This is a genomic window from Litorimonas haliclonae, from assembly GCF_965138505.1.
In the GTDB taxonomy this organism is placed as follows: Bacteria; Pseudomonadota; Alphaproteobacteria; order Caulobacterales; family Maricaulaceae; genus Litorimonas; species Litorimonas haliclonae.
Genome location: NZ_CBCSCO010000004.1, coordinates 84,630 through 110,942, shown reverse-complemented (window position 1 = coordinate 110,942; position 26,313 = coordinate 84,630). Strand labels below are relative to the sequence as shown.

Genomic DNA, 26,313 nt, shown 5'->3' with positions numbered 1-26,313 from the left:
GGCACGACTAACCTTATCCAGCGTGTGTGACCACTAATTTTTCAGATGAAACGCTTCCCAGCGGCCAAGACCTCCTCGTTTTGGGTATTGAATCGAGCTGTGACGAAACGGCGGCGTCGGTCCTGCGCTATCGCGGCGAAGACGATGTCGAAATCCTCAGCTCTATCATCGCCAGCCAGGACGAAGCCCACGCGCCCTTTGGCGGCGTGGTGCCCGAAATCGCCGCCAGAGCGCATATGCAGAAAATCGACGGCATCGTTGAACAGGCCATGGACGTTTCGGGAATGAGTTACGAGTCACTCTCCGGCGTCGCCGCTACCTCAGGGCCCGGCCTGATTGGCGGCGTGATTTCGGGCTTACTCGCGGCCAAGGGTCTCGCCCTTGCGCTTGATAAGCCCCTCTTGGCGGTGAACCATTTGGAAGGTCACGCCCTCTCGCCCCGTTTGGCGGAGCCCTGCCCCTTCCCCTACCTTCTCTTGCTCGTCTCAGGCGGCCATACGCAGCTCCTCTCGGTCAACGGACTTGGCGATTATACTCGCCTCGGCAGCACGGTGGACGACGCGGCGGGCGAAGCTTTCGACAAATCCGCCAAGGTGATGGGGCTCGGTTTTCCTGGCGGGCCGAATGTGGAAAAATGGGCCGCGAAAGGCGATCCGAAATCTGTCAAACTCCCACGCCCGTTTAAGGGCCGCGACCATGCCGATTTCTCTTTTGCAGGGCTTAAAACAGCCGTCGCCCGCGCTTGGGAGGCAAGCGAGCAAACGGATAAAGCCAAAGCTGATATTTCCGCCAGTTTCCAACGGGCTGTCTCTGACGTTCTGGCCGAGCGCACGGGCAAAGCCATGGCCATGTTCAAAGACATGCACGGTGAGGACGCGAAACGCTTTGTCGTCGCCGGAGGCGTCGCCGCCAATAAAGCGTTACGGGAACGATTAACCCAGCTGGCGATTTCTAATGGTATGAGCTTTTTCGCCCCGCCCCTGAAATTCTGCACGGATAATGCCGCAATGATTGCTTTGGCAGGCGCGGCCAAACTCGCCGCCGGTCAGACAGACGAGCTTGGCGTGAAAGCGCGCCCGCGCTGGCCTCTCGACAATGCGGCCGCGAAAGCAAATCCTGCCAGCGGATATGGTAAGAAAGGCCCTAAATCATGACGGAATATCAGAATTTCGGCGTTATCGGCGCCGGGGCCTGGGGGACGGCGCTCGCGCAGAGCCTCGCCACGGGCGGACGCGACGTCACGCTTTGGGCTTTCGAAAAAGAATGCGTCGACTCAATCAATGACGAAAATGTCAATAAACTGTATTTGCCGGATGCCCGGCTTTCCCCCAAAATCAAGGCAACCCAAGACCTAAAGTCTTTGACCGATTGTGATGCTTTGCTCTCGGTTGTTCCGGCCCAGCACACAAGACGCACTTTAGACGAGCTAAAGGGAATTGACGCCCTCTCCGGCAAGCCCGTTGTTCTCTGCTCCAAGGGCATCGAAATTAGCACGCGTGAATTTATGTCCGATGTTTTGCGGGAAACCTTGCCGAATGTCGTTCCCGCGGTCCTCTCAGGCCCGAGCTTTGCGATTGATGTGGCCAAAGGCTTGCCAACCGCCGTCACCTTAGCTTGTGAGGACAAAAAGATTGGCGAAGCCTTAATTGAATCCGTCGCTGCCCCAACATTCCGCCCCTACCTTTCTACGGATGTGCTCGGCGCAGAAATTGGCGGCGCCGTCAAGAACGTCCTCGCCATCGCCTGCGGCATGGTGCTCGGCATGGAACTGGGCCGCTCGGCCCACGCCGCCATTATCGCGCGGGGCTTCGCGGAGATGCGGCGCTTAGGCGTCGCTCTGGGATGCGAACCTGAAACGCTTACGGGCCTTTGCGGACTCGGCGATTTGGTCCTGACCTGTTCGTCGGAGCAATCGCGAAACATGTCCTGCGGCCTGGCCCTGGGACGGGGCGAGTCGCTCGATGACATTCTGGGCGCCCGCAACAGCGTGACCGAAGGCGTCGCCTCAGCGCCTGCCTTGAAAGAAATGGCGACTAAGCTCAATGTCGATATGCCGATTAGCGCTGTCGTTGCCGATATTCTCTCGGGCGATATGGATATTCAAAACGCGCTCATCACTCTGCTGTCCCGCGTTCACAAAACGGAAGTTCTATGACCTATTTTCTTGTCTATACCGCTGACCGCCCCAATAGCGTCCCGCTCCGGCAGGATAACCGAGATGCTCATATTAAATGGCTCCGCTCTGACCCAGAGGTCACATTACATATTGCCGGGCCATGGCTAGATGAAGACGGCGAAATGCGTGGCAGTCTTTTGATTGTCGAGGCAGAAGAAAAAGAAACTGTCGAAGATTGGCTCGCGAAGGATCCATACCGTAAGGCCGGATTAACGGCGAGCGTAACGGTCCAACCCTATAATTGGGTTATTGGCGGTCCGGACCAAAAGGGTTAATCCTCACTAAAGCTAAAGAGCGACATGCCTCTGGCGCGCTCGTCAAAATTGAGCGTTTTATTGAGCGGGGCATGGGCACGTTGGCGGCAATGCGGCCGTTCACACAAATAGCAATTAATTCCAATCGGCGTCGGCTTGGGCGTTTCCAGATTATATTTCTGCGCGTAAACAAGTCTGGGCGCATAGGCGATATCGCACCCTAAACCGATGGCAAGCTTCTGCGCCGGTTCATCAAAACTGCCGTCTGATCGGCTGACCATTTTTGCGACAGAGAAATAAGTTGTCTCATCCGGAAGCTGTATCATTTGTGTCAGCGTTTTACCGGGCGTCTGAAAACATTCATGAATATTCCAGAGCGGACACGCCCCGCCGAACTGGCTGAAATGAAACCGCCCGGCGGAAAATCGCTTGGACACATTCCCCGCCACATCAATTCGGACAAAGAAAAACGGGATGCCGCGTGCATCTGGCTTTTGCAGGGTGGTCAGGCGATGCGCGGTCTGCTCAAAACTCGTCCCGAAACGATGAGAAAGCAGATCCACATCATATCTCGTATTTTCGGCTTCTTTTAAAAACCGCGAATACGGCATAATCGTCGCCGCCGCGAAGTAATTCGCCAATGAGGTGCGCATCAGCCCTTCAGCCTCTCTCCCACCTAGAGAAGCGGTTTTCACCATCTCGTCGATGAGCTCTCTTTGCTCCAGCATGCCGATTTGAAAGGCGAGCTGAAAGCGCCGGCCCGATTGCCGGAGAAGTTCAGAGAGGTTTATACGCTTTGAGTGGCGATCAAAATAGCGCAGCATCTTCGGCATAATATCCACGGGCACAATGCGGACTGAGAGGTCATGTTTTTCTTTGAGCCTGTCTGTCAAAGCCGCGTGAGGTTCGCGTTTGGTCAAACCCAGTTCTTGCGACAACTCTTCCGCCGCTTCATCAAGTCGGGGAAAGTAATTTCGCTGCTCATGGATGAAACGGCGCACCGCTTCGACGGCTTCGCCCGATTGCTCGAGCAACTCAACCTTATCCCGATCCATACTTAGATTGGCGGCGCGGCGAGTCGAATCCCGGTGTTTTCCATAGAGTTTTAAAAAGGCTTTGGCGGCAGACGGGCTCACATTGACCAAGTCTTCTGCTTCATTTTTAGAAATGCTGTCCCCTTTAAACAGAGGATCACGCATCGTTTCGTAAATTTCGGCGACCAGATGTGCGTCCCCCGCCCCCGTAAATCCGGCAATATCAAAATCGTAGATCTCCGCCATTTTCAAGAGGACTTTAGCCGAAAGCGCGCGTTGGTTTCGTTCCATCAAATTCAAGTAAGACGTTGATATGCCAAGGTCTTCCGCCATGCGCGTTTGCGTAAGGCCCAGCGTTTGCCGGAAGCGGCGAAGCCTCGGACCAACCATTAATTTCTCGTCTTTTGCAACCGCCATGACGCCGCCTTATTTTTACAACTTTTACAGATATTACATCTGTGTATTTACAGTTATTACAAAAATACCTCTAATTTACAAACACTTATAGACTCGCAGGACATTTTGTAAATATCGTAAGGTCAATAACTCATACAAAGGAGATCGTCAGATGAACGCCCCTGCTAAAAATACAGACCAACCCATTCCCCGCCACCGGGTTCTGGCCAAAGTCAACGCCGCCGCAGCCGAGACCTATTCGGATATCCTCACACCGGATGCGTTATTGTTTCTTGCGGATCTTGAACGTCGTTTCGGCCCGCAGCGTAAAATCCTTCTGCAAAACCGTCAGCTTCAACAGGAACGCTATGACGACGGCGAAATGCCGACGCAGCCGCTCGAGACAAAGCATATGCGCAATTCTGCCTGGGAAGTCGCGCCCTGCCCGCCTGCCCTTCAGGATCGCCGTGTTGAGATTACAGGTCCTGTAGACCGTAAAATGATGATCAACGCTCTGAACTCCGGCGCGAAGATGTTCATGGCGGATTTTGAAGATGCGAGCTCGCCGACCTTTGACAATATGATGTCAGGCCAGATGAACATGCGCGATTATGCCCGTGGGAACTTGTCTCTGAAGACCGACAAGAAATCTTACACACTCGGCGAAGAGACCGCGACCATGCTAGTTCGTCCGCGCGGTTGGCATTTGGAAGAAAAGCATATCACGGTCGACGGCAAACCGATGAGCGCGAGCCTGTGCGATTTCGGTCTGCACTTCTTCCATAATGGCAAATTATTAGCCGAACAGGAAAAAGGTCCGTTCTACTACCTGCCGAAAATGGAAAGCTATCAGGAGGCCCGCCTCTGGAATGATGTTTTCAATTTCTCGCAAGCGGTTCTGGACATTCCGAACGGCACCATCAAAGCGACGGTTTTGATCGAAACGCTTCCGGCGGCCTTCCAGATGGAAGAGATCCTCTATGTTCTGCGCAACCATATCACGGGTCTGAATTGCGGACGTTGGGATTATATCTTCTCTTACATCAAGACCTTGCGAAACCATTCGCAATTCGTTCTGCCCGACCGGGCGCAAGTCGGCATGGATCGGGCCTTTTTGTCCGCCTATGCCACGCGCCTCGTCGAAGTCTGTCATAAGCGCCGTGCCCACGCTATGGGCGGCATGGCCGCGCAAATTCCGGTTAAGAATAATCCGGAGGCCAATGAAGCGGCGTTCGAGAAAGTTCGTAAAGATAAAAAGCACGAAGCCAGCATCGGTCATGACGGCACTTGGGTCGCGCATCCGGATCTCGTTCCTGTCGCCATGGATATCTTTGACGATATCATGCCCGGCAAGCATCAGATCCATAAGAAGCGCCAATCAGCCCGCGTTACTGATGAGGCCATGATTGCGCCCCACACCGGGAAAATCACCGAAGCCGGCGTCCGCACGAATATCGAAGTCGGCATCCGCTATATCGCGGCTTGGCTTTGCGGCCGAGGCGCAGTGCCCATCCATAACCTGATGGAAGATGCGGCGACAGCTGAAATCTCTCGCGCTCAGATTTGGCAGTGGCTCCACCACGGCGCCAGCGTCGAGATGGAAGGCGGCTTTCGCGAAACCTTGAGCAAGCGCCTCTATGACCGGCTGTTCGCCGAAGAAGTTTCGGGTTTGCAAAGTGAACTCGGCGAAACCGATTTCGACAAAGGCCGCTTCCCAGAAGCCGCGGAGCTATTCAACGCGACGGCGTCCGGCGACGATCTACCTGAATTCCTTACAATTCCAGCTTACGAAATATTGGAGAAATAAATATGACCTACTCACAAACACTTGCAAATTTGCAGTCCCGTTACCCTAACGGCGTTCCGGGAGGCATTTCCATCGAGGATTTGGCCCAGTTGAAAACTCAGAACACGTTTGAAACCCATCTGGATATCGCCAAAGCCATGGCCAAAGTCATGCGCGCCGATATGGCCGCATATGACAATGACAGCTCAGCCTTCACCCAGTCTCTGGGTTGCTGGTCCGGTTTCCACGCTCAGCAAATGCTGCGCGCCATTAAGCGCCAGAAGGGCACACTGGATAAAGCCTATGTCTATCTGTCCGGTTGGATGGTTGCAGGGATGCGTAACCGTTTCGGTCATTTGCCGGACCAGTCCATGCATGAAAAAACAGCCGTGGTTGACCTGATTCAGGAAATCTACACGAGCCTCCGCCAAGCCGATGAAGTGGATCTGAACGATCTGTTTGCCGAGCTGAAAACAACCGACGACCGCGAGGCCGTTCTGGCAAAAATCGACGGGTTCGAAACCTATGTTCGTCCGATCATTGCCGATATCGATGCAGGCTTTGGGAATGTTCACGCCACTTACCTCTTGGCGAAAGAGATGGTCAAGGCGGGTGCCTGCTGCATCCAGATCGAAAACCAAGTCTCCGACGCCAAGCAATGCGGGCACCAGGACGGTAAAGTCACCGTGCCGCGCGAGGATTTCGTTGAAAAACTCCGCGCCGTTCGCATGGCGTTTGAAGAACTCGGCGTTGAAGACGGCGTTATTGTGGCGCGGACCGATTCCCTTGGCGCTGGCCTGACACAGAAAATCCCCGTCAGCCGCGAAGCCGGGGACGAGGCCGCCGAGTATACGAAATGGCTTGAAACCGAGCCTGTGTCTGATCTGCATCAGTTGAAAGACGGCGAGATGGCCATTCAGCTCGACGGCAAGCTCGTCAAGCCTGTGCGCCTGCCCAATGGTCTTTACAAATTCCGGGAAGACACGGGTGAAGACCGCGTGGTCGAAGACTGTATTTCAAGCCTGAATGACGGCGGCGCCGATCTCCTCTGGATCGAAACCGCGACACCGAATGTGGGCCAGATCGCGAATATGGTCCGCCGTATTCGCGAGAAGGCGCCACACGCCAAGCTCACCTATAATAACAGCCCGTCCTTCAACTGGACGCTGAATCTGCGCAAGCAAGTCAGGGAAGACTGGATTGCCGAAGGCAAAATCACGGCTGGAGAATATCCTGATAATAACCAGCTTATGTCAGCGGCGTATGACGAAGACGAACTGGGGCTTGAAGCGGACCGCCGCTTACAAAGCTTCCAGACGGACATTGCCCGTGAAGCCGGTGTTTTCCACAACCTGATCACCCTGCCGACCTTCCACGGCACAGCCAAGGTGATGAACGATCTGTCCGAAGGATATTTCGGAGAGCAGAAAATGCTCGCTTATGTCAAAGAGATCCAACGCGAAGAAATTCGCCGCAATGTCTCTGCCGTGAAACATCAACATGAAGTCGGCTCCAACCTCGGCGATGACTTCAAAGAGATGACCGGCGGTGACCGGGCCTTAAAAGCGGGCGGGGTTCACAATACAATGAACCAATTCGAAAGCGCTGCGTAGTCACTTAGGAGAGTCTGCGAAACTTCCTCCCTTCGCGGGCTCTCTACTTTTTCAGTCCAAAAATTAGAGAAGGTTTAGGCCTTCTTCTCCCAACTTCCCCGAGCATTTTGCTGATAATAAGCAAGCTCTGCGCCGGCTGCTTTAAGCTGCTTCCAACGACCTCGCTCTCGCGTCACATCCGTTTCGGATCGGCCGTTTATCATCACCATAGCGCGCTCGACGCCAGTCATGTCAGAGACGCTCTCGCCTCCAATCACAAACACAGCTTCAAAACCTTCCGCTTTGTCTGCGGTCGAGCTTAAAAGGATGGGTTGCCAATCCGCCATTGGCTCGTCATCTCGGCCATGCGGTAGGAAACTGTCGTCGCGGAACGTCCAGAGAAGGTCGTCCATCTCGGATAACATCTCTTTTGGAAGCTTCACGAGCGCGCGCCAGCCTTTGGCCAGCGTTTTTTCAAGCAGTTCAGGCAGCACGTTTTCAATTGTGCTGCCTTCAAGGTGGTAAAACCAATGCGTTGGAACGGGGCTCATTAGCCTTCGTGATTATCCGCAACCCAACGGTTCAAGAGACGCGCACCGAAACCGGTCCCGAATGTCGTTTCGCGGGGGTCGTTGCGCGTGTTCTTCATGCCCACACCGGCGATATCAATATGCGCCCAAGGTGTGTCTTTGCCGACAAAACGTTTCAAGAATTGAGCCGCCGTAATAGATCCCGCCGTCGGGCCGCCGATATTTTTCATATCTGCAAAAGGACTATCGAGAAGCTTGTCATATTCTTTGGCCAAAGGCAGGCGCCATGTTTTTTCGCTCGACGTCTCAGAGGCTGACATGATTTGCCCAGCAAGGTCGTCATCATTTGAAAACAGCCCGGCATGTTCGTGACCAAGAGACGTAATGATCGCCCCTGTCAGAGTCGCCAAATCAATCATCGCAACAGGTTTAATTTTGGTCACAGCGTAATGAAGCACATCACATAATACCAAACGCCCTTCCGCATCCGTGTTTTGAACATCAATTGTCTGGCCAGACATAGACGTGACAATATCGCCGGGGTTCTGAGCTTTGCCGTCCGGCATATTCTCAACTAGGCCAACCATGCCAACCACATTTGCTTTTGCTTTACGCTTTGCAAGGCCAATCATAGCGCCGACAACGGCCGCTGATCCGCCCATATCGCCTTTCATGTCCCACATATTATTGCCGGGTTTTAGCGAAATACCGCCTGAGTCAAACGTAACACCTTTGCCGATGAGCGCTGTCGGCTGAGCGTCTTTTTCGCCGCCGTCCCAACGCATGATAACGAATTGTGATTCCCGCTCTGACCCCACGCCGACACCGAGAAACGCGTTCATGCCGAGCGCTTTCATTTTCTTCTCGCCCAGGATCTCAACCTTCAAACCAATTTCCTCAAGGGCCTTTAATTTCTCTGCATAGGCTACAGGGAAAAGGATGTTGGAAGGGGTATTTACAAGGTCGCGCGCATAGAGCTGACCATCACACACAGGGCCGTGGTAATTTTCATAAGATTGCTTCGCTCCATCTGCATCATCTGATGCAATCTTGAGGGTTTCAATCTGTTTTGTTTTGGTCAGAGTCGCTTCGGTTTTATGAGCGTCAAATCGGTAAGTGGCGAGGCGCGCTCCGACCGCCGCATTGGCGGCGTCTTCTGGCGTGCTTTCGGACGGCATATGCACGGTCAAAAGCGTTTCGCCATAAGGCAAAAGGCGTTTCACAGCCTTCGCGACAAGCCTTTCATAGTCCGGCTTTTCGTCTTTTCCGGTTCCGATGACAATTAGGCGGACAGCCTCATCTCCCATCATGATGAAGCTTTCAAACAACTTGCCTGATTCGGCTTTAAACGCCGCGGCTTTGGCCGCAGCATCAAAATTGGTAGAAGCGCTGTCACGATAAGCCCTTCCTGATGAATCCAGAACTAAATTATGTTTTGCAAATATTATAGACGCGCCATATTCGGCGGGTTTATTGTCGATAAAGCTGACTTTCACGGGAACTCCTTCTGACGATACACGTCAAAAATGTATTACGGATATTATAGTTGTTGAGTGCTAGTAACTTACGCATCATCAGATTAGAAGGGCAAAGCAGCGCAAATGACATATTCATACGAAATTTAACGAGCCAAAATTGAATCGACAAGACCAAGCATGACACTGCTGCAACGCTATTTTTGGACACAGGCGCTTTGGCCGCTTCTGCTCTCCCTTGCCGCATTGGCGGGACTGGCCTTGCTCACTCAAAGCCTGCAAACCCTCGACTTGGTTGTTGAAAACCGTCAGTCTGCTGTGACTTTTCTCAAGATTACCTTTCTAGCTCTCCCCCAGCTCATTTCTATTATCATGCCGCTCTCGGTTTTTATGGCGGCCCTTTACGCTCTTAATAGATTGAACTCTGACTCGGAATTAATTGTCGCCAAAGCCTCTGGATTCTCGCCCTGGCAGATTGCATCTCCGGTCATCAGGCTGGGGGCCTACGCTCTGATCGCGCATTTGATTATCAATTTGGTGGTCCAGCCCCTCTCCTTTCGCCAGATGCGCGCAGAGATATTGAAAGTCAGAACGGATATAGCGTCGCAAATGGTCCAAGCCGGGGATTTTGTAACCCCGTCTCCGGGTTTAACAGTCTATGCCCGCGAGATCGGGGCAGACAGCACTCTCAAAGATGTCATGATTTATGACGCGCGAAACCCAGACAGTATCACGACTCACATGGCCAAAACCGGAGAGGTTCAACGTAATCCGTCACAAGTCACTCTCTCCTTGAGAAATGGAAGCGTTCAGCAAAAACTCGAAGACGGTTCCTTGGACATTATAGAGTTTGAAAATTATGTCGTTGATCTGTCAGACGTGATGGCCATGGATAATGTGTTGCGCCTGAAAACCTCTGACCGTTTCCTACATGAACTCCTTCGTCCAGACCCCCGGGAATTTGCCGACCGAAAATTTAAACGTGAACTCGCCGCCGAAGGGCATGCCCGATTATCCGCTCCCCTTTATAATATTGCTCTGGTTTTGCTGGCCTTGTGCTTCATGGTTAGGGGTGAACATTTACGATTAGGCTATGGCCGGCGTATCGCCGTCTGTGCGTCTCTAGGGTTTGTAATTCGCCTGACAGGTTTTGGTGTTGCGTCGGCGGCGGAGTCGGATCGGTGGCTAAACATTATCCAATATTGTCTGCCATTGATCGTCATCGCCTATTGCACCTTTTACCTGATCAAGCGCAAACGTGTCCGTTCTTTTGGCCGGGCCAAGCGCGCGCGCGAATATGCCGTTCAGGCCGCCCAGGCACCAGATGTTGCTCCGGACATTCCTGTTGGAGCGACCGGATGAATACCCTTCTCACGCGCGCCACATTGAACCGCTATATTGCAATACGGGTCCTACGCTCCCTCGCTATCACATTTATGGTCGTGACCGGCATTATCATGCTCGTAGACTTCGTAGAAGGCAGCCGGAACATCGGCAGCGACACAGACATTTCCTCCTTTCAGCTTGCCTATCTGACCCTTTTAAAAATCCCGTATTTGATTGAGCAAACCATACCTTTTGTCGTGCTCTTCGGCGTGATGGGCGCCCTATACGGGCTAAACCGGCGAAGTGAGTTGATTGTCATGCGCGCCTCGGGTGTATCGGCTTGGCGGTTTCTCCTCCCGGTTATTTTTGTGACGGGTACGCTCGGCTTAATTTGGTCTCTTCTGTTTAACCCGCTCGCCTCTCAAATGATGTCCCAACATGACCTACTCAGTGATAATATGGGCGGACAAACTCAATCAGACGGAGGCCCCGTCTGGCTTCGCGAGGGCGACGATTTCATGCAAACCGTCATCCGCGCCGATAAAATCGAGGATGACACCAAGATTTTGATAAATCCGAGCTTCTTTCAGCTGACGCTGGACGAAACCGGAGGCGCGGTTTTCAGCCGCCGCTTTGACGCTCAGAAAGCCCGGTTGATTACCCAAGGGTATTGGGAATTGACGGATGTCACGGAAAACGCTCCGGGTGAGATAAAACAGGCCCGAACCACAATTTCTCTGCCGACTAAAATAACCTCCAAACAACTGGAAGACATAGGCGAGAAACAGACAGCGCCGCCTTTCTGGGCGCTACCGTCCGCTATTAAGGCCAATGAACGCGCAGGGTTTTCCGCTTTGGCTTTACGGATGCAGTTTAATAAACTTCTGGCCTTGCCGATTATGCTGATTGCTATGACCTTTATTGCCGCCAGCGTGTCCATGCATCTGACGCGTCAAGGCGGCACGCTACGACTTTTGATTACAGGGGCCGCCATGGGGTTTGGGGTCTATTTCGCCGATTCTATGGTTAGCGCTTTTGGCGAAGTGGCCTTGGTACCCGTTGCTTTAGCGGCATGGTCTGTCCCTTTATTTGTCCTATTATCTGGTATAAGCTATCTCTCGAAAGTGGAAGATGGCTGAGCTCAACATAGCTCTGCAATCTGACCGAAATTTAACGCGCTCCAAGCCATAGAGAGGCTAGAGTCTCCCTGTAAGAAAACAGCGTGAGAATTGCCTTTAATGCGGAAAGTCGTATAAGCGCGAAAACCCAAGCTGGAAAACTCTATGACGGCCAATATGACGAAATCTCTTAAAAATCTGATGCTCGGCGCGGCTCTGCTCATTGGCTCTGCTGCCACTGCGCAGGCACAAGTCCCCAATCACGGCATCGCCGCTGTAGTCAATAGTGATATCGTGACCACTCATGACCTGCGCCAGCGCGTCATGTTCATGCTCGCGACAACAGGGGCGCAGCGGGATGAAGAGACGCTCAGCCGCCTTCAGCAACAGGCTTTGCGGAATTTGGTCGATGAGCATTTGCAAATGCAGGAATCTCAAAAATACGAACAGACGATTTCCGATGAAGAGGTCAATCAATCCGTTGCCCGTCTGATTGGACGTAATGGTTTGGACCCGAATGAAGTCGTTGCCAAACTCGCGGCCGCTGGGGTTTCAATTGAAACCTTGCGCGATCAGGTGAGATCCGAAATTGCGTGGCAGCGTATCGTTAATGGTCTTTATGGCTCCCGCATCCGGATTTCCGATGCTCAGATTAACGAAACTCTCAACCGCTTAACCGCCAATGCGGATAAGCCAAGTTTCCGCGTTGCAGAAATTTATATCGAAGCCACGCCGGAAATCGGCGGGATGGACGGCGCCATGGAAGGCGCCAACGCCATGATCGAACAAGTCCAAGGCGGCGCGCCTTTCCCGTTACTTGCTCAACAATTTTCTTCCGCGCCAAGCGCCGCTAAAGGCGGCGATGTCGGTTGGGTTCACGAAGGTGAATTGCGCCCTGAGATTGACGAAGTAATCCAGGAAATGGAACCTGGCGCTGTATCGCAACCCATTCAGGTTCCGGGCGGCGTTTACGTTGTGGCCTTGATCGAAACAAAAATTTCCAAAGCGGACACGCTCTATAATCTCAAGCAAGTCAACATCTCCGATGTGGAAACCGAAGATGCAAAAACGCGTTTATTTGCCCTCAAAGACACACTGACGTCTTGTGAAACCCTGAAAGACGATGTGGACGCTGTTGACGGCGTTAATCAGGCCGATATGGGCGAACTAAAAGCCAGCGAACTCGCGCCAGAACTCATCGACATTCTAGCCGCAACGGACGTCGGAAGCTTGTCCGATCCGATCGCGCGTCCCAATGGCGCGGCGTCAATCATGGTATGCTCCCGCTCTGCGACAGGCGAAGATATTCCAACAAGAGACGATGTTGAGAACCGCCTTATGGAGCAGCAATTGGCTCAGGCGTCGCGCCGGGCTTTGCGTGACATTCGGCGGAAGTCCACCGTCGTCGTTCGCTAGCTGTTATGGGCGCCCCTCTCTTATTGAGCATGGGCGATCCGGCGGGAATTGGGCCTGAGATTACGTTAAAGGCTTGGGCCGCTTTACGGCACGATCCTGAATTTGCCTTTGCCGTCATGGCGACTCCGCGCGTTATCGAGCGGGCCAATGAAAGCTATGATCATAATCTTATAGAGATTGAAGACTGCGATGAGGCGATAGACGCTTTCCGCGAAGGGCTTCCTATTCTACCCATCGAAGGCCGCGTCCCTGAGCCCGGAGAGCCAGATCCAGACCACGCCCTTGCGACAACGGAAAGCATCGAACGCGCCGTCTCCCGCTGCTTGTCCGGCAAAGCCGACGGCCTCGTAACCAATCCAATTTCCAAGAATGTTCTTTACAAAGCCGGGTTTAAATTCCCGGGACACACCGAATATCTGGGGCAATTAACCGAACGCCATAAGGCGCCCTATACCAGGGGCCCTGTCATGATGCTCTCCGGCGGCGGTTTACGGGTCGGATTGGCGACCATTCATTTGGCCTTGAAAGACGCCGCTGAGCAACTCTCCTCTGAAAAAATCCTCCGTAATGCCCGCGTCATGAACGGGGCGCTTAAATGCGATTTCGGCATCGCCAAACCCCGCCTCAGCCTAACGGGCCTGAACCCTCATGCGGGGGAAAACGGCGCCTTGGGCCGGGAAGAAATAGACATCATCAACCCGGCCGCACGGGCGCTGCGGGCCGAGGGCATAAACGCCACCAACGCTCAACCTGCCGACACGCTCTTCCACGCAGAAGCGCGCGAAGACTATGATGCCGTTCTGGCCATGTATCATGATCAGGGCCTCATCCCTGTCAAAACATTGGATTTCCACGGCGGCGTCAATATTACGCTTGGACTTCCCATCGTCCGGACTTCGCCCGATCACGGCACAGCTTTCGGCATTGCGGGGCAAAATAGCGCCAGAGCGGACAGCCTCATCGCCGCCATTCGCAGCGCGAGAGAAATCGCCAATAACCGCAAGGCCTTTTTAAATGGATAATCTGCCAAGCCTCACGGAGGTCGTGAAGGATTATGACCTCGGCGCGAATAAAAAGCTCGGTCAGCATTTCCTGCTGGATATGAATCTCACCGACAAAATTGCGCGGCTGGCCACCCCCCTGGATGGAGTAAACGTCGTTGAAATCGGCCCTGGGCCGGGTGGATTGACCCGTGCCTTATTGCTACGCGAAACCGCTTCTGTCACCGTTATTGAAATGGACGAACGTTTCCTTCCGGCTCTGGCGGATATTGGCCGCGCTAGCGGTGATCGGCTCTCGATTATCAAGGGCGACGCGCTTAAATTCGACATCGCTACAAACGTTCCCGCCCCGCGGAAGATCGTTGCGAACCTTCCCTATAATGTCGGGACGAAAATGCTCATAAACTGGGTGACAGAGACGCCTCGATTCTGGGACCAAATGGTTCTTATGTTCCAAAAAGAAGTCGCAGAGAGGGTCTGCGCTGCGCCGGGCGAGAGCGCCTATGGACGGCTCGCCGTCTTATGTCAGAGCGTTGCCCAATGCCATATGGCGTTCGATATTCCGGCTCGCGCCTTCACCCCGCCGCCCAAAGTCGATAGCGCCGTCGTCGTTATGCACCCCCTGCCGGAGGGAAAATGCTACCCGAACCTGAAACTACTCGGTCAGGTCACCCAAGCGGCGTTTGGGCAAAGACGAAAAATGCTTAGAGGTTCGCTCAAAAGTTTCGCGAAGAAACACGGCATGACCGCCACGGAATGGTTAGAAAAAGCCGGTATAGATCCGCAACTCAGACCAGAAACCCTCCCCGTTTCTGATTTCCAGAAACTCGCGGATTGCCTGTCTCAAAAATAGAGACAGAGGTCACCCGCCGCTAATCAGCGTTTTTACAAATCCAGAAAGCCAGAATTGACGGCGTCTTTGCATTCTTTCCGCAGCCACAATCGCGCGAAGCTCGCTCATCGCCGTTTCGACATCCTCATTGACGATAACATAATCATATTCGGGCCAATGGCTGATTTCTGTCTCGGCCTTGCTCATGCGTTTGGCAATGACGGTGTCGCTATCCTGAGCGCGAGAACGAAGACGGCTTTCCAGTTCTTGCATATTGGGCGGTAAAATAAAGATTTTCACCAAGTCATTCGCCGCCGCTTCGGCAAGCTGCTGGGCGCCCTGCCAGTCAATATCAAAGACAACATCGCCGCCATTTTCCAGCGCTGTTTCGACAGGCCCCCGGGGGGTGCCGTAAAAATTATCGAATACTTTGGCGTGTTCTAGAAAGTCATCCTTGGCGACCATGTCGGAAAACTGTGTCTTCGACATGAAATAATAATCTTTCCCATCCGTTTCGCCGGGGCGCGGCGCGCGAGTCGTTGCCGACACGGACATGGTCATGTTCTCGTTCTCGGCCAGTAATCTCCGCGTCAAAGTCGTTTTTCCGGCCCCGGATGGAGAGGACAGAACGATCATTAGGCCGCGTCGGTTTTCTTTTAGCGCGTTCAGCTTTTCACTCATTATCGTTCCCCTCTTTGCCGCTGAATTTGCCGCCACTTGGCCACATTGAGTTGATGCTGCGAGAGGGATGTTGCGAACACATGCCCGCCCGTCCCGTCCGCGACGAAATAAATATTATCTGTCTTCGCGGGATTGAGTACCGCGGCCAGAGCCTCTTTTCCAGGATTACAAATAGGGGTCTTGGGCAGGCCGGTCATTTGATAGGTATTCCAATCCGTCCGCGCGTTGATTTCGCTGCGGCGAATGCGGCGCCCAATAGGCAAGCCTTTGGTTATGCCGTAGATTATGGTCGGGTCGGATTGAAGCATCATGCCGCGATTGAGGCGGTTCACAAAGACCCCGGCAACTTCATCGCGTTCGCTACCGATGCCCGTTTCTTTTTCAACAACGGACGCCAAAGTAATGGCCTCGGCTTTTGTTGTAACCGGCAAATCCGCTGCCCGGTTCTCCCAGAGCGTGTCCAGAACGTCCTTTTGCGCGGCCTGCATTTTCGCAATCAGTTCGGACTGCTTCATATCGCGCGGGGTCAGATACGTTTCGGGCAAAAGCGTCCCTTCCGCCGGCACTGGAGGGTTATCATCTATGAGCGTTGGAATGAGATCGAGTGTCGCCATAACCTGTCGACTGGAAAGCCCTTCGGCAATCGTCACAGGATAGAGAATAGCCTGCCCCTCAGCCAAATCTGTATAGATTTTCGCCATCGGATCGCCGGGCGTCAAGAGGAATTCTCCGGCTTTAAAATTCGCTTCATTGCCGCGCATTTTCGTTACGAGTTTGAAGATGAAGGCACTCTCAACCAGCTCCTGGCCTTCGAGCCGGGTTGCAATGGACGATAAACCGCTGCCCTTAGGCACTTCGAAAACGACCGGGTCCCGGGGCGCGTCAAGAGACATGCGCGTTTCATATTTATAATTCACCGCCGCATAGGCCGCGAGAACCAAACCGCCAAAAAAGGTGATGAGCGCGACCACGGCGATTAGCCCCAAAACACGCTTATCACGCTTTGCTAAAGTACTCGGTTTTTTAGAAGTTCGGGCCATTTGCCCTGTCTAATCAGATTCGGGCGCTTGCGCGAAGATAACAGCCGCATTTGTACCGCCAAATCCAAATGAATTGGACATCACGGCTTTGGCTTTAATCGGCTTGGCCTTATGCGGGACGAGATCGAGCTCCGTATCGACGGATGGATTGTCCAGATTGAGCGTGGGCGGGGCCATTTGATCCCGAAGCGCCAAGATAGAGAAAATAGCTTCTACAGCGCCAGCGGCGCCTAAAAGATGCCCTGTCGCTGATTTCGTCGAAGACATAGACGCATTCTTTGCGTGATCACCCAATAGTTTTTCAACGGCGCGAACTTCAAGCTCATCCCCCATCGGCGTGGAGGTGCCATGTGCGTTTACATAGCCAATGTCTTCAGCTTTCAAGCCGGATCCGGCGAGAGCCGCCTTCATGGCGCGATGTCCGCCTTCGCCTTCCGGCGCTGGGCTTGTAATATGATAGGCATCACCGGAGAGGCCGTAACCCACCAATTCCGCATAAATCTTGGCGCCGCGCGCTTTGGCATGTTCATATTCTTCGAGAACAACGGCACCTGCGCCTTCGCCCATCAAAAATCCGTCGCGGTCTTTATCATAAGGGCGGGACGCTTTTTCAGGCGTGTCATTAAATCCGGTGGTCATGGCGCGACAGGCCACGAAAGAGGCAATTCCCAAACGGTTGATAGAGCTTTCTCCGCCGCCGGCCACCATGACATCAGCGTCGCCATGGGCAATCATACGCCCGGCATCGCCGATAGCGTGCGCCCCTGTGGCACAGGCGGTGACAACTGAGTGGTTTGGCCCTTTTAGGCCATGACGGATCGAAACCTGACCAGAGGCCAGATTGATCAACATCGCGGGAATAACGAAAGGAGAGAGCCGTCTCGGGCCCTTTTCGTGAAGGGTAATTGACGCATCGTAAGTCGTTTGCAGTCCGCCAATACCGGAGCCAAACATAACGCCAGTGCGTTCCTGCGCTTCTTGACCTTCCTCGACAGGGTTCCAACCGGAATCCTTCAAGGCTTCATCAGAGGCAGCAATGGAGTAGAGAATAAAATCATCGATGCGTTTGGCGTCACGCGCACTCATCACATCGTCGGGGTTAAAAACCCCTTCTTGATCGGGGCTTCCCCCTGCCCGGCCATCGGCGCGGGGAATGACGGCAGCGATTTTGCAAGCAATGTCGCTGACGTCGAAATGTTCTATTTTAGAAGCGCCGGACTTTCCGTCCAGAATCGCTTTCCATGCAGTCTCAACACCGCATCCGACGGGCGTAATTAGGCCCAGGCCTGTAACAACAACCCGTCTCATGCGATATATCTACCTTTAGTCTAGTCGACTTTTTCAGAGATGAATTTAACAGCATCGCCGACAGTTTGGATGTGCTCGGCGGCATCATCAGGGATCTCGATATCGAATTCTTCTTCAAACGCCATGACAAGCTCAACATTGTCGAGGCTGTCTGCGCCAAGATCATCGATGAAGTGGGCGTTTTCCGTGACTTTCGATTCTTCAACGTCAAGATGCTCTACGACCATCTTTTTTACACGGGCTAATACGTCTGACATAGACTTTCCTTTTACTGTAGCCGGGTTTTCTTCCGGCGGTTACGGCTAGCAAATAAGGTGAGTTACCTAAATTACAAGCAACGATCCTATATTGGAGACCTTCCAATATTAAGTGCTGCGGCGGGTTAGCACACCCCAAAACAAGTGACCAGAGCCTTATTACCGTGAAAATGTGGGTAAAAACACCCCCAAATTCTGATTAAATCATCGCCATTCCGCCATTTACGTGCAGGGTCTGACCCGTGACGTAATTGGCTTCTTGAGACGCAAGATATAGCGCAGCGGCGGCAATATCTTCGCCTGTGCCTAGCTCTCCGGCCGGAATTTTTGCCAGAGTCGCCTCTCTTTGAGCGTCATTTAACTCATCCGTCATCGGCGAAGTAATGAATCCGGGCGCAATAGTGTTCACGGTGATTCCCCGGCTTGCCACTTCTTGTGCCAGAGATTTTGAAAACCCAATCATACCGGCTTTGGAGGCCGCGTAATTCGTCTGTCCGGGGTTTCCGGTGACGCCCACGATGGATGTAATTCCGATAATGCGGCCCCAACGGGACTTCATCATAGGACGCAGACAGGCTTTGGAGAGACGAAAATACGCTTCGAGGTTTACTTTTTGAACCAAATCCCAATCGTCTTGCTTCATGCGCATCAACAAGCCGTCGCGGGTAATGCCCGCATTCGCGACAAGAATATCCACTGGACCGCCAAGGGCTTCCGCCGCTTGACCCGGCAGCGCGTCTACCGCGTCGCCGTCTGACAGGTTACACGGCGTGACGAAAGCGCCGTCGCCGAGCTCTGAGGCCAGTCCTTCGAGTTTTTCCGCTCTCGTGCCTGAAAGGGCAACATGCGCGCCTTGCGCGTGGAGCATTTTAGCAATGGAGCCGCCAAGGCCTCCGGTTGCGCCTGTCACAAGCGCGCGTTTTCCGCTGAGATCAAACATAACTTATCCTATTTTTGGCTTTATTTTATTTTTTGGGCGAAGGCTTCGAGCGATTCGGGAGAATTGAGCGCCACCCCTTCGACATCTTTGACAATACGTTTGAGCATAACCGTGAGCACTTTGCCGGTTCCGGGCTCGGCAAACAATTCGACACCATTTGCGGTCATCCATTCAATGGATTCCCGCCACCGGACGCGGCCTGTGACTTGTGTGATCAGGTCTTCGCGAATTTGGTCCGGATCTGTGACCGGGCGCGCCGTGACATTATTCACGACAGGCACTGACGGCTCTAATATCGTCTGGTGCGCCAGAGCTTCGCGCATTTTCGCCGCCGCAGGCATCATCATGTCGCAATGAAAAGGCGCGGATACGTTAAGCATCATCGCTTTTTTAATCCCCAAATCAGAACACGCATCGACCGCGGCCTGAACCGCGTCTTTTTCGCCTGACAGGACAATCTGGCCGGTCGCGTTATCATTGGCGATTTGGCAAATGCCGTGTTTGGATCCGGCTTCGGCCGCCGCCTCGGCTTGCTTAACGCTCGCGCCCAGAAGTGCTGCCATGGCGCCTGCATCGACAGGGACAGCCGCTTGCATCGCGTCGCCGCGAATCCGCAAAAGCTTTGCTGTGTCTGCCAAGGTGATAGACCCGGCCGCACAAAGCGCTGAATACTCACCGAGGGAATGCCCTGCCAGAAATGCCTGATCTTTGGCCTTGAACCCAAACTCTTCGGCCAAGACGGCCATCGCCGCCATGGAGCAGGCCATCAAAGCCGGCTGCGTATTTGTCGTAAGCGTCAAATCTTCCATCGGGCCGTTAAACATAAGGTCGGATAGTTTTTGATCGAGCGCGTCGTCCACCTCTTCAAAAACGCGGCGGGCCGCTGGAAAAGCGTCTGCCAAGTCCTTGCCCATGCCAACGGACTGGCTGCCTTGTCCCGGAAAAATAAATGCGAATGTCATATATTCATCTACCTATTCGTGTTGAACCCATAGCCTAGAAAAGCGGGCGACAAGGTCAACTGCCAATCCCTTTGTTTTAAAGGGGTCTTTTAACGGATATTTTCTTGCAAGCCACTCCTCAAGGCGTAGTTTGTCAAAATTATTCGGGGCGGGAGACCTTATGTTGAGTATATTTGAAATCGCGGCGCTATTGCTCGTGCTGTCGGCCATTCTATCCTGGGTTAATCACGCCTATATAAGACTCCCTCACACCATCGGCCTTTTGATCATGGCGCTGGTCGCGTCCTTCCTGCTTTTAGCTTCCGAGGCCATGTTCCCACAGCTTTCCATGACGGATACGCTGCAAGCGGCCCTAGGGCAGATAGATTTCAATGAAACCCTGATGAAGGGTATGCTCGGCTTTCTTCTCTTTGCCGGAGCCCTGCATGTCGATTTCTCCAAACTCCGAAGCGCCAAGCTGGAGATCGGGAGCATGGCGACCTTCGGCGTTATTCTCTCGACCTTCATCGTCGGGACGGGATTTTATTACCTTGCCCAGCTCTTTGGAGTGAACCTTCCTTATATCTGGGCCTTGGTCTTTGGCTCTCTGATTTCCCCAACAGACCCGGTCGCCGTTCTCTCTATCCTGAAAACCGTCAAAATGCCGAAAACGCTGGAGACGAAAATTGCCGGCGAAAGCCTGTTTAATGACGGCGTCGGGGTTGTTGTCTTTACTATCCTTCTCGCCATCGCGGTCGGATCTACAGGCAATGCGGACGCCGCTCACGCCGCGATAGGTATATGGGATATTATCGAGCTGTTTGTTGTGGACGCGATTGGCGGCGCAGCGCTCGGTCTCCTAGCTGGGTGGATTGGCTATCGTATGATGCGCCGCATTGATGAACACGCGATCGAAGTCCTCATCAGTCTCGCCCTGGTTGCCGGCACTTACGCCTTGGCGCAGCGAATCAACATCCTCGGACATCATCTCTCCGGCCCCATCGCCGTCGTCGTGGCAGGTCTGATGATCGGCAATAAGGGCGCGGCCTTCGCTATGTCCGAACATACAAAATCCGCCCTGTTCGGGTTTTGGGAGATGGTCGACGAGATTTTAAACTCGGTGCTTTTCCTGCTCATCGGCTTGGAAATTCTGGTGCTTGGCCTCGCGCCGAAATTTGCAATTATCACATTGATAGCGATTCCGCTGGTTCTGCTGGCCCGTCTCTGCGCCGTTTATGTGCCGATGAAAGTCATCGGAACGTTTAAGGATTTCGCCAAAGGCGCGGTTCCCGTCCTGACTTGGGGCGGCGTGCGCGGCGGCATTTCCGTCGCCCTCGCCCTCGCTCTGCCGGATAATGAGTATAAACCACTCATTCTGACGGCGACCTACGGCATCGTGATTTTCTCTATCATTGTGCAGGGCCTGACCGTGAAGACGGTTGTCCGGCGCAATGTCGATCCGACGCTTTTATAGGAAGCCCGCTCCGAGCCCACCCGCCTGGGCCGTCTATGTCATTTATATGAAATTTGATGTGGAGACATGACTTCATATAATGTCTCTGTATAACGACCAGATAGGAATAGATAACCGGAGAGAAGAATGAAAATCGCAGTCTTAGGTGGAGATGGATTTGTCGGATGGCCGACCGTATTGCATTTGTCGGATTTGGGCCACGAGGTTCACATCATCGACAATTTGTCCCGACGCTGGATCGACACAGAGCTTGGCGTCCAGTCCCTCACCCCGATGGATTCCATCCAAGAACGTTGCCGGATCTGGTATGAACTTACCGGACGCCGCCTGCATTTTCACCTGATAGACATTGCCCGGGATTACCAGATTCTCCGTCAATGGCTCGCCGACCACAAGCCTGACTCCATCATCCATTTCGCCGAGCAGCGCGCCGCGCCTTACTCCATGAAGTCCGACCGACATAAGGTCTACACGGTCAATAATAACGTCAACGCCACGCACAACCTCCTCACAGCGATGGTCGAAACCGGAATTGACGCGCATTTGGTGCATCTGGGCACGATGGGCGTTTACGGCTATTCTAGCGTCGGCGCCGCCATCCCGGAAGGTTATCTCGACGTCGAGATTGAAAATCTGGAAGGCGAGAAAAAAGGGCTGGAAGTGCTTTACCCGACCAAGCCGGGCTCCGTCTATCACATGACCAAAAGCATGGATCAGATCCTGTTCCAATTCTACGCGCAGAATGACGGCCTCCGCATTACAGATCTCCATCAAGGCATTGTCTGGGGCACGCATACCGAACAGACGCAGCGCCATGAACAGCTTATCAACCGGTTCGATTATGACGGCGATTACGGCACGGTCCTCAACCGTTTCCTCATCCAGGCGGCCATTGATTACCCGCTGACGGTGCACGGCACAGGCGGCCAGACCCGCGCCTTCATCCATATTAAGGACAGCGTGAAATGTATCGAGCTGGCCCTCGACACGCCGCCCGCCGCCGGCGACCGCGTCAAAATCTATAACCAGATGACGGAGACGCACCGCATCCGGGATTTGGCAAAGCTCATTTCCGACATGACGGGCGCCAAAATTGCCAATATCGCCAACCCGCGAAAGGAAGCGCCGGAAAACGATCTCATCGTGAAAAATGATCAATTCCTCGCACTTGGCTTAGAGCCGACCACCTTGGCCGAAGGTCTTCTCGATGAAGTCGTGGAAGTGGCAAAGAAATACGCCCACCGCGTGGATCGCAGCCGCGTTCGCGCCCTCTCCGCTTGGACCAAGGATATTGCGAACCGCGTCGAAACAGACCCTGAAGGAAAACGCCTCAAGTCTGTGTCATAGCAAATGACCGCCGCTCCTATTGCTAACCACGCCTATGTGACTCTTGTCACCAATGCCGACTATGCCGACGGGGCAGAGGCGCTTATGCGCTCCATCGCCCTGACCGGCACAGAGGCGGATAAGGTGGTGATGCATACGGGCGGTGTTTCTGAAAACGATTTGAAAACACTCCAAGGGATGGGCGTGCGTCTGGTGGAGATAGAGCTTTTACCGATGAGTGACGCGTTTAACGCGCGCCACTCCCGCAAGGCGCAACATGACGCCGCCCCCTTCACCAAGGGCGAGAAACCGAAATTCCACACGCCGCTCGATAATTTCGCCAAATTACGTCTCTGGGAAATGACGGAATACAGGTCAGTCGTCTTCATCGACGCTGACGCCTTGATGCTCAAAAATTGCGATGTTTTATTTAATTACCCGGAATTTTGCGCCGCGCCCAATGTCTATGAAAGCGTCGTCGATTTCCACCGCCTAAACTCCGGCGTATTCACCGCCCGCCCGTCAAAGGACACTTACGCGAAAATGCTTGAGGCTTTAGGCGCCGAAGACACCTTCTGGCGACGAACAGACCAAACTTTTCTAGAGCATTATTTCCCGAACTGGCACGGCCTCCCCGTTTTCTACAATATGCTTCAATATGTGTGGTTCAATTTACCCGCTCTCTGGGACTGGAACTCCATCCACATCCTGCATTATCAATATGAAAAGCCGTGGCAGGCCGAACACCCCAAGGCCGAAAAACTCAAACCGCTCATTGATTTGTGGTGGCAGTTTAAAAATGGCGAAACCCCCGATTTGGCCGCGCTGACAAATCCGAAATGAAACTGCTCGTCACGGGAAGCAGCGGCTATATTGGGCGTTTCATCATCGCAGATGCCAAAAGGCGCGGAGATAAAGTCATTCATCTCACCCGCTCCGAGCCCGATGAGGGCGAATGGCTTCCCTTTGACTTGGAAAATCCCCCAACACGCCTTCCAACGGCCGACGCCCTGATACACTGCGCCTTTGACCATATTCCCGGACGGTATCGGGGCGGCGAAGGCGACGACCCGAACAGATTCCTAAAACGTAATTTGGAAGGCTCAGTTAAGTTATTTGAGGCCGCTAAAGATGCGGGCGTCCCGCGTATCCTCTTTTTGTCCTCCCGAGCGGTCTATGACGGATACCCAGCGACGACGCGTTTGACCGAAGATCTCCCGCTCAATCCCACTTCTCTTTACGGACAAATGAAATGGGAAGTCGAGCAAGCGCTCAATAATCTTGACGTAATCGGTACCAGTCTGCGGGCTACTGGAATATACGGCCATCCCACGCCAAATTCCGATCACAAATGGTCAAAACTCTTTGCTGATTTCGAAGCCGGAAAAACCATAGAGCCCCGCGCCGGAACCGAACTTCACGGCAACGATCTGGTCGCGGCAATCCGTCTAATCTTGTCCTTACCCAAAGAGCAGGTGGCCAATCAGGCTTTCAATGTCTCAGACATAGTCGTCGATCGCCATGACCTGCTTAAAGCCTATGGAGAGCACAAAGGGTTAGACAGATCACTTCCAAGCGCTGTTTCGAAATCCGAGAAAGCCGAAATGGATTGCACGAAGTTAAACAACCTCGGTTGGAATCCGGGCGGGTGGCCAGGATTGAATAAATTTGTTCGGGCTATTTAAATCTGTTGGAAAGAACGATCCTCGTTTACCAATTTTAAAAACCCACTCCTTGCAGTCTCTTAGAAGAAATTCATGGAGATAGATCCTCACTTTGCGTTTTCGGGGTATGTTTAAGATGTTCTCTTGAACACGGACAGGAACGCGTCAGGTTTTGGTTCAGGGGACGGCGAGGTTGAGCGACCCTTTCGTGACAGGAGGGTGTGTGCCGGGCCTGCTATGAGTGTGAGCCTGCCGTACCGTGCAGTGTCGGGCTGAGATAAACCCGGTGAGTGCGACTGTCGGAGAAACAAGAGGCCGCTCGGGTATAAAATCGCTGCTGCAGAGCGTGACGCTTTGTGAAAATTACTTTTTGACGTCTTTATCGGTTGTTCCGACAAGGCGTCACGCTCTGCGGGCTGTCCACTTTATTTGGAAACCGTGAGAAAGGCTTGGCCCTCGATGGCAAGCGGGAAGGAACGCTTGGTCGATACACAATTCAATTTTTTCCTGTCATTCCGCATCTGCGGCCTATCGGCCTTGTGCGGAATGACAGGAAAAAAGCCACTAAAGTTTGTTTCAAGACATTAAAGCCGGGTCGGGCTTCCTGGCTTCCGACGGGGCGTCCTTCGTAATGGCGGGCCTCTTCACGATATGCGCGCCGAAGCGTTTACGAAGCGCCATGAAGGGTTTTTCGACGAGAAAGAAAGAGAAAATAGATATGCCCAAACTGCCGATAACGGCAACGCTGAGCTGCGCCACTCCCGGCTCCATAAATCTGTGAGATAGATCCAGAACGGGGAAATGCCAGAGATAAAGTGGATAAGAGAGCCGTCCTATCCAGACGAGCGGCCAGAGCTCCAAAACGCCAAGGCTCCACCGAACCGGCCTGAAGAAATAGAGGTTTAACACGAGGATAAAAAGCGCCGCGCCTTGGAGACTGTAACGCCAAATATAACGAAAGCTTTCATCCCGCAGAGCAAAACAAAGGAGCAAGATCGCCCCTGCGCCGACAATCGGAAGCCAGCCTGTAAGTTTCTGAACTAGTCCTTCGCGAATATCCTTATCAAGCAGGACAGAGAGGAAGCAGCCCCAAACGATGGAGTCAATTCGGGCGTCCGTCATCATGTAGTTATAATCAACGACCGGAAGGGTTTCGAAAGTGGAATAGGTAAATAAACGCCATAAAGGCACAAGCGCGAGAAGCCCCATTAAGGCCCAGATCAAGCGCCGTTTGAAGACCCCGAAAATCACCATGAGGAGCGGGAATATGAGGTAAAAATGCTCTTCCACCGCCAGCGACCACAAATGTGTCCACGGCATAAAGGGCAGCTCCCCCCCGGCCCTAACGGCGACTTGATAGATATTGGTGAAATAACCAAGCGCGGCCGTAAATTCGAGAGGTTTCGGGCCGCCCTGCCCTAAAAGCAAATAGAGCGCCGTGCTCCCGACCACCATGAAAATAAGCGCCGGATAGAGCCTGACTATTCGCCGGATATAAAAATCTTTGAGGTGGATTTTTCCTTTTATCCGAGCCTCCGCCAAGAGGAGCCGCGTAATCAGAAAGCCTGAAATGAAAAAGAATACCGTCACGCCAAACCCGCCCGGAATGAGGTTCGTCAGACCAAAATGCGCGATGATGACGATCAAAACCGCAATCGCCCGGATGCCGTCGAGCCCCGGAATATAACCATATTGGGCTTTTGCCGTGAGCGGAGCCTGGGATGTCAGTCGCTTAAACATGGCGGA

The 26,313-nt window shown here is 53.3% G+C and carries 24 protein-coding genes; 14 read left to right on the top strand and 10 right to left on the bottom strand.

The genetic code is table 11. The annotated features are described in order from the left end of the window. Positions 1–26: 26 nt before the first annotated feature. The 3 genes from tsaD to ACNA05_RS10155 are packed head-to-tail and all read left to right on the top strand — an operon-like array spanning position 27 to position 2,451. Positions 27–1,154, top strand: a complete 1,128-nt coding sequence (gene tsaD / locus ACNA05_RS10165) for a tRNA (adenosine(37)-N6)-threonylcarbamoyltransferase complex transferase subunit TsaD (RefSeq protein WP_415811374.1) — start codon at positions 27–29, stop codon at positions 1,152–1,154. After that, entirely contained in the window at positions 1,151–2,155 is a 1,005-nt protein-coding gene (locus ACNA05_RS10160; protein ID WP_415811373.1) for an NAD(P)H-dependent glycerol-3-phosphate dehydrogenase, read from the top strand. The genes tsaD and ACNA05_RS10160 overlap by 4 nt, the downstream gene beginning before the upstream one ends. Beyond that, on the top strand, positions 2,152–2,451 hold the full coding sequence (locus ACNA05_RS10155; RefSeq protein WP_415811372.1) for a YciI family protein: 300 nt from the start codon (positions 2,152–2,154) through the stop codon (positions 2,449–2,451). Before ACNA05_RS10160 ends, ACNA05_RS10155 begins: the two co-directional genes overlap by 4 nt. Here ACNA05_RS10155 and ACNA05_RS10150 read toward each other — a convergent pair. After that, positions 2,448–3,881 (bottom strand): helix-turn-helix domain-containing protein, encoded by a 1,434-nt coding sequence (locus tag ACNA05_RS10150; protein WP_415811371.1) that lies wholly within the window; start codon positions 3,879–3,881, stop codon positions 2,448–2,450. The genes ACNA05_RS10155 and ACNA05_RS10150 overlap by 4 nt on opposite strands. A 151-nt stretch (positions 3,882–4,032) precedes the next feature. Here ACNA05_RS10150 and aceB point away from each other — a divergent pair, with 151 nt between their 5' ends. Together aceB and ACNA05_RS10140 are read left to right on the top strand one after the other, a co-directional pair. Next, the gene (aceB, locus tag ACNA05_RS10145) at positions 4,033–5,667 is read left to right on the top strand and encodes a malate synthase A (RefSeq protein ID WP_415811370.1); all 1,635 of its coding nucleotides are present in this window, start codon (positions 4,033–4,035) and stop codon (positions 5,665–5,667) included. A gap of 2 nt (positions 5,668–5,669) precedes the next feature. Continuing rightward, positions 5,670–7,259, top strand: a complete 1,590-nt coding sequence (locus ACNA05_RS10140) for an isocitrate lyase (RefSeq protein ID WP_415811369.1) — start codon at positions 5,670–5,672, stop codon at positions 7,257–7,259. Between the two features lie 74 nt (positions 7,260–7,333). Here ACNA05_RS10140 and ACNA05_RS10135 read toward each other — a convergent pair whose 3' ends face one another. Together ACNA05_RS10135 and ACNA05_RS10130 are read right to left on the bottom strand one after the other, a co-directional pair. Beyond that, entirely contained in the window at positions 7,334–7,789 is a 456-nt protein-coding gene (locus ACNA05_RS10135) for a DNA polymerase III subunit chi (protein WP_415811368.1), read from the bottom strand. Further along, positions 7,789–9,264, bottom strand: a complete 1,476-nt coding sequence (locus tag ACNA05_RS10130; protein ID WP_415811367.1) for a leucyl aminopeptidase — start codon at positions 9,262–9,264, stop codon at positions 7,789–7,791. The genes ACNA05_RS10135 and ACNA05_RS10130 overlap by 1 nt, the downstream gene beginning before the upstream one ends. Positions 9,265–9,423: 159 nt before the next feature. Here ACNA05_RS10130 and ACNA05_RS10125 point away from each other — a divergent pair, with 159 nt between their 5' ends. From ACNA05_RS10125 to rsmA, 5 genes are all read left to right on the top strand, one after another. Then, complete coding sequence (locus ACNA05_RS10125; RefSeq protein ID WP_415811366.1) at positions 9,424–10,605, top strand: LptF/LptG family permease; 1,182 nt, start codon at positions 9,424–9,426, stop codon at positions 10,603–10,605. Further along, the gene (locus ACNA05_RS10120; protein ID WP_415811365.1) at positions 10,602–11,708 is read left to right on the top strand and encodes an LptF/LptG family permease; all 1,107 of its coding nucleotides are present in this window, start codon (positions 10,602–10,604) and stop codon (positions 11,706–11,708) included. The genes ACNA05_RS10125 and ACNA05_RS10120 overlap by 4 nt, the downstream gene beginning before the upstream one ends. Positions 11,709–11,852: 144 nt before the next feature. Next, complete coding sequence (locus ACNA05_RS10115; protein ID WP_415811364.1) at positions 11,853–13,103, top strand: peptidylprolyl isomerase; 1,251 nt, start codon at positions 11,853–11,855, stop codon at positions 13,101–13,103. Between the two features lie 5 nt (positions 13,104–13,108). After that, positions 13,109–14,125 carry a 4-hydroxythreonine-4-phosphate dehydrogenase PdxA gene (gene pdxA, locus ACNA05_RS10110; protein ID WP_415811363.1) on the top strand — a complete coding sequence of 339 codons (1,017 nt, stop codon included), beginning with the start codon at positions 13,109–13,111 and terminating at the stop codon, positions 14,123–14,125. Further along, positions 14,118–14,957, top strand: a complete 840-nt coding sequence (gene rsmA / locus ACNA05_RS10105; protein WP_415811362.1) for a 16S rRNA (adenine(1518)-N(6)/adenine(1519)-N(6))-dimethyltransferase RsmA — start codon at positions 14,118–14,120, stop codon at positions 14,955–14,957. The genes pdxA and rsmA overlap by 8 nt, the downstream gene beginning before the upstream one ends. 9 nt (positions 14,958–14,966) lie before the next feature. Here the strand turns inward: rsmA and gmk are convergent, their stop codons facing one another. The 6 genes from gmk to fabD all read right to left on the bottom strand — a co-directional run bounded on the left by gmk (position 14,967) and on the right by fabD (position 20,124). After that, positions 14,967–15,617 carry a guanylate kinase gene (gene gmk / locus ACNA05_RS10100; protein WP_415811361.1) on the bottom strand — a complete coding sequence of 217 codons (651 nt, stop codon included), beginning with the start codon at positions 15,615–15,617 and terminating at the stop codon, positions 14,967–14,969. After that, positions 15,617–16,657, bottom strand: a complete 1,041-nt coding sequence (mltG, locus tag ACNA05_RS10095; protein ID WP_415811359.1) for an endolytic transglycosylase MltG — start codon at positions 16,655–16,657, stop codon at positions 15,617–15,619. The genes gmk and mltG overlap by 1 nt, the downstream gene beginning before the upstream one ends. A 9-nt stretch (positions 16,658–16,666) precedes the next feature. Further along, positions 16,667–17,965, bottom strand: a complete 1,299-nt coding sequence (fabF, locus tag ACNA05_RS10090; protein WP_415811357.1) for a beta-ketoacyl-ACP synthase II — start codon at positions 17,963–17,965, stop codon at positions 16,667–16,669. A 20-nt stretch (positions 17,966–17,985) separates the two neighbouring features. Then, on the bottom strand, positions 17,986–18,222 hold the full coding sequence (locus ACNA05_RS10085; protein ID WP_415811356.1) for an acyl carrier protein: 237 nt from the start codon (positions 18,220–18,222) through the stop codon (positions 17,986–17,988). Between the two features lie 199 nt (positions 18,223–18,421). Beyond that, positions 18,422–19,162 carry a 3-oxoacyl-[acyl-carrier-protein] reductase gene (gene fabG, locus ACNA05_RS10080; RefSeq protein WP_415811355.1) on the bottom strand — a complete coding sequence of 247 codons (741 nt, stop codon included), beginning with the start codon at positions 19,160–19,162 and terminating at the stop codon, positions 18,422–18,424. A gap of 20 nt (positions 19,163–19,182) precedes the next feature. Beyond that, positions 19,183–20,124, bottom strand: a complete 942-nt coding sequence (gene fabD / locus ACNA05_RS10075) for an ACP S-malonyltransferase (protein WP_415811354.1) — start codon at positions 20,122–20,124, stop codon at positions 19,183–19,185. 160 nt (positions 20,125–20,284) lie between these two features. On the opposite strand from fabD, the gene ACNA05_RS10070 reads away from it, so the two are divergent. The 4 genes from ACNA05_RS10070 (at position 20,285) to ACNA05_RS10055 (ending at position 24,588) form a co-directional block, all read left to right on the top strand. Next, positions 20,285–21,577: a cation:proton antiporter gene (locus ACNA05_RS10070; protein ID WP_415811353.1), complete on the top strand. Its 1,293-nt coding sequence runs from the start codon at positions 20,285–20,287 to the stop codon at positions 21,575–21,577. A 126-nt stretch (positions 21,578–21,703) separates the two neighbouring features. Next, entirely contained in the window at positions 21,704–22,924 is a 1,221-nt protein-coding gene (locus ACNA05_RS10065) for an NAD-dependent epimerase/dehydratase family protein (RefSeq protein ID WP_415811352.1), read from the top strand. 3 nt (positions 22,925–22,927) lie between these two features. Continuing rightward, complete coding sequence (locus ACNA05_RS10060; RefSeq protein ID WP_415811351.1) at positions 22,928–23,746, top strand: glycosyltransferase; 819 nt, start codon at positions 22,928–22,930, stop codon at positions 23,744–23,746. Then, positions 23,743–24,588, top strand: coding sequence for an NAD-dependent epimerase/dehydratase family protein (locus tag ACNA05_RS10055; RefSeq protein ID WP_415811350.1), 846 nt, complete (start codon positions 23,743–23,745; stop codon positions 24,586–24,588). Before ACNA05_RS10060 ends, ACNA05_RS10055 begins: the two co-directional genes overlap by 4 nt. Before the next feature lie 555 nt (positions 24,589–25,143). Here the strand turns inward: ACNA05_RS10055 and ACNA05_RS10050 are convergent. Beyond that, complete coding sequence (locus tag ACNA05_RS10050) at positions 25,144–26,307, bottom strand: acyltransferase family protein (protein WP_415811349.1); 1,164 nt, start codon at positions 26,305–26,307, stop codon at positions 25,144–25,146. Between the last annotated feature and the right edge of the window lie 6 nt (positions 26,308–26,313).

Coding starts and splice junctions, on each gene's coding strand:
- ACNA05_RS10160 (WP_415811373.1), top strand. CDS start 1,151: ATGACGGAATATCAGAATTTCGGCGTTATCGGCGCCGGGGCCTGGGGG.
- ACNA05_RS10155 (WP_415811372.1), top strand. CDS start 2,152: ATGACCTATTTTCTTGTCTATACCGCTGACCGCCCCAATAGCGTCCCG.
- ACNA05_RS10150 (WP_415811371.1), bottom strand. CDS start 3,881: ATGGCGGTTGCAAAAGACGAGAAATTAATGGTTGGTCCGAGGCTTCGC.
- aceB (WP_415811370.1), top strand. CDS start 4,033: ATGAACGCCCCTGCTAAAAATACAGACCAACCCATTCCCCGCCACCGG.
- ACNA05_RS10140 (WP_415811369.1), top strand. CDS start 5,670: ATGACCTACTCACAAACACTTGCAAATTTGCAGTCCCGTTACCCTAAC.
- ACNA05_RS10135 (WP_415811368.1), bottom strand. CDS start 7,789: ATGAGCCCCGTTCCAACGCATTGGTTTTACCACCTTGAAGGCAGCACA.
- ACNA05_RS10125 (WP_415811366.1), top strand. CDS start 9,424: ATGACACTGCTGCAACGCTATTTTTGGACACAGGCGCTTTGGCCGCTT.
- ACNA05_RS10120 (WP_415811365.1), top strand. CDS start 10,602: ATGAATACCCTTCTCACGCGCGCCACATTGAACCGCTATATTGCAATA.
- ACNA05_RS10115 (WP_415811364.1), top strand. CDS start 11,853: ATGACGGCCAATATGACGAAATCTCTTAAAAATCTGATGCTCGGCGCG.
- pdxA (WP_415811363.1), top strand. CDS start 13,109: ATGGGCGCCCCTCTCTTATTGAGCATGGGCGATCCGGCGGGAATTGGG.
- rsmA (WP_415811362.1), top strand. CDS start 14,118: ATGGATAATCTGCCAAGCCTCACGGAGGTCGTGAAGGATTATGACCTC.
- gmk (WP_415811361.1), bottom strand. CDS start 15,617: ATGAGTGAAAAGCTGAACGCGCTAAAAGAAAACCGACGCGGCCTAATG.
- mltG (WP_415811359.1), bottom strand. CDS start 16,657: ATGGCCCGAACTTCTAAAAAACCGAGTACTTTAGCAAAGCGTGATAAG.
- fabF (WP_415811357.1), bottom strand. CDS start 17,965: ATGAGACGGGTTGTTGTTACAGGCCTGGGCCTAATTACGCCCGTCGGA.
- ACNA05_RS10085 (WP_415811356.1), bottom strand. CDS start 18,222: ATGTCAGACGTATTAGCCCGTGTAAAAAAGATGGTCGTAGAGCATCTT.
- fabG (WP_415811355.1), bottom strand. CDS start 19,162: ATGTTTGATCTCAGCGGAAAACGCGCGCTTGTGACAGGCGCAACCGGA.
- fabD (WP_415811354.1), bottom strand. CDS start 20,124: ATGACATTCGCATTTATTTTTCCGGGACAAGGCAGCCAGTCCGTTGGC.
- ACNA05_RS10070 (WP_415811353.1), top strand. CDS start 20,285: ATGTTGAGTATATTTGAAATCGCGGCGCTATTGCTCGTGCTGTCGGCC.
- ACNA05_RS10065 (WP_415811352.1), top strand. CDS start 21,704: ATGAAAATCGCAGTCTTAGGTGGAGATGGATTTGTCGGATGGCCGACC.
- ACNA05_RS10060 (WP_415811351.1), top strand. CDS start 22,928: ATGACCGCCGCTCCTATTGCTAACCACGCCTATGTGACTCTTGTCACC.
- ACNA05_RS10055 (WP_415811350.1), top strand. CDS start 23,743: ATGAAACTGCTCGTCACGGGAAGCAGCGGCTATATTGGGCGTTTCATC.
- ACNA05_RS10050 (WP_415811349.1), bottom strand. CDS start 26,307: ATGTTTAAGCGACTGACATCCCAGGCTCCGCTCACGGCAAAAGCCCAA.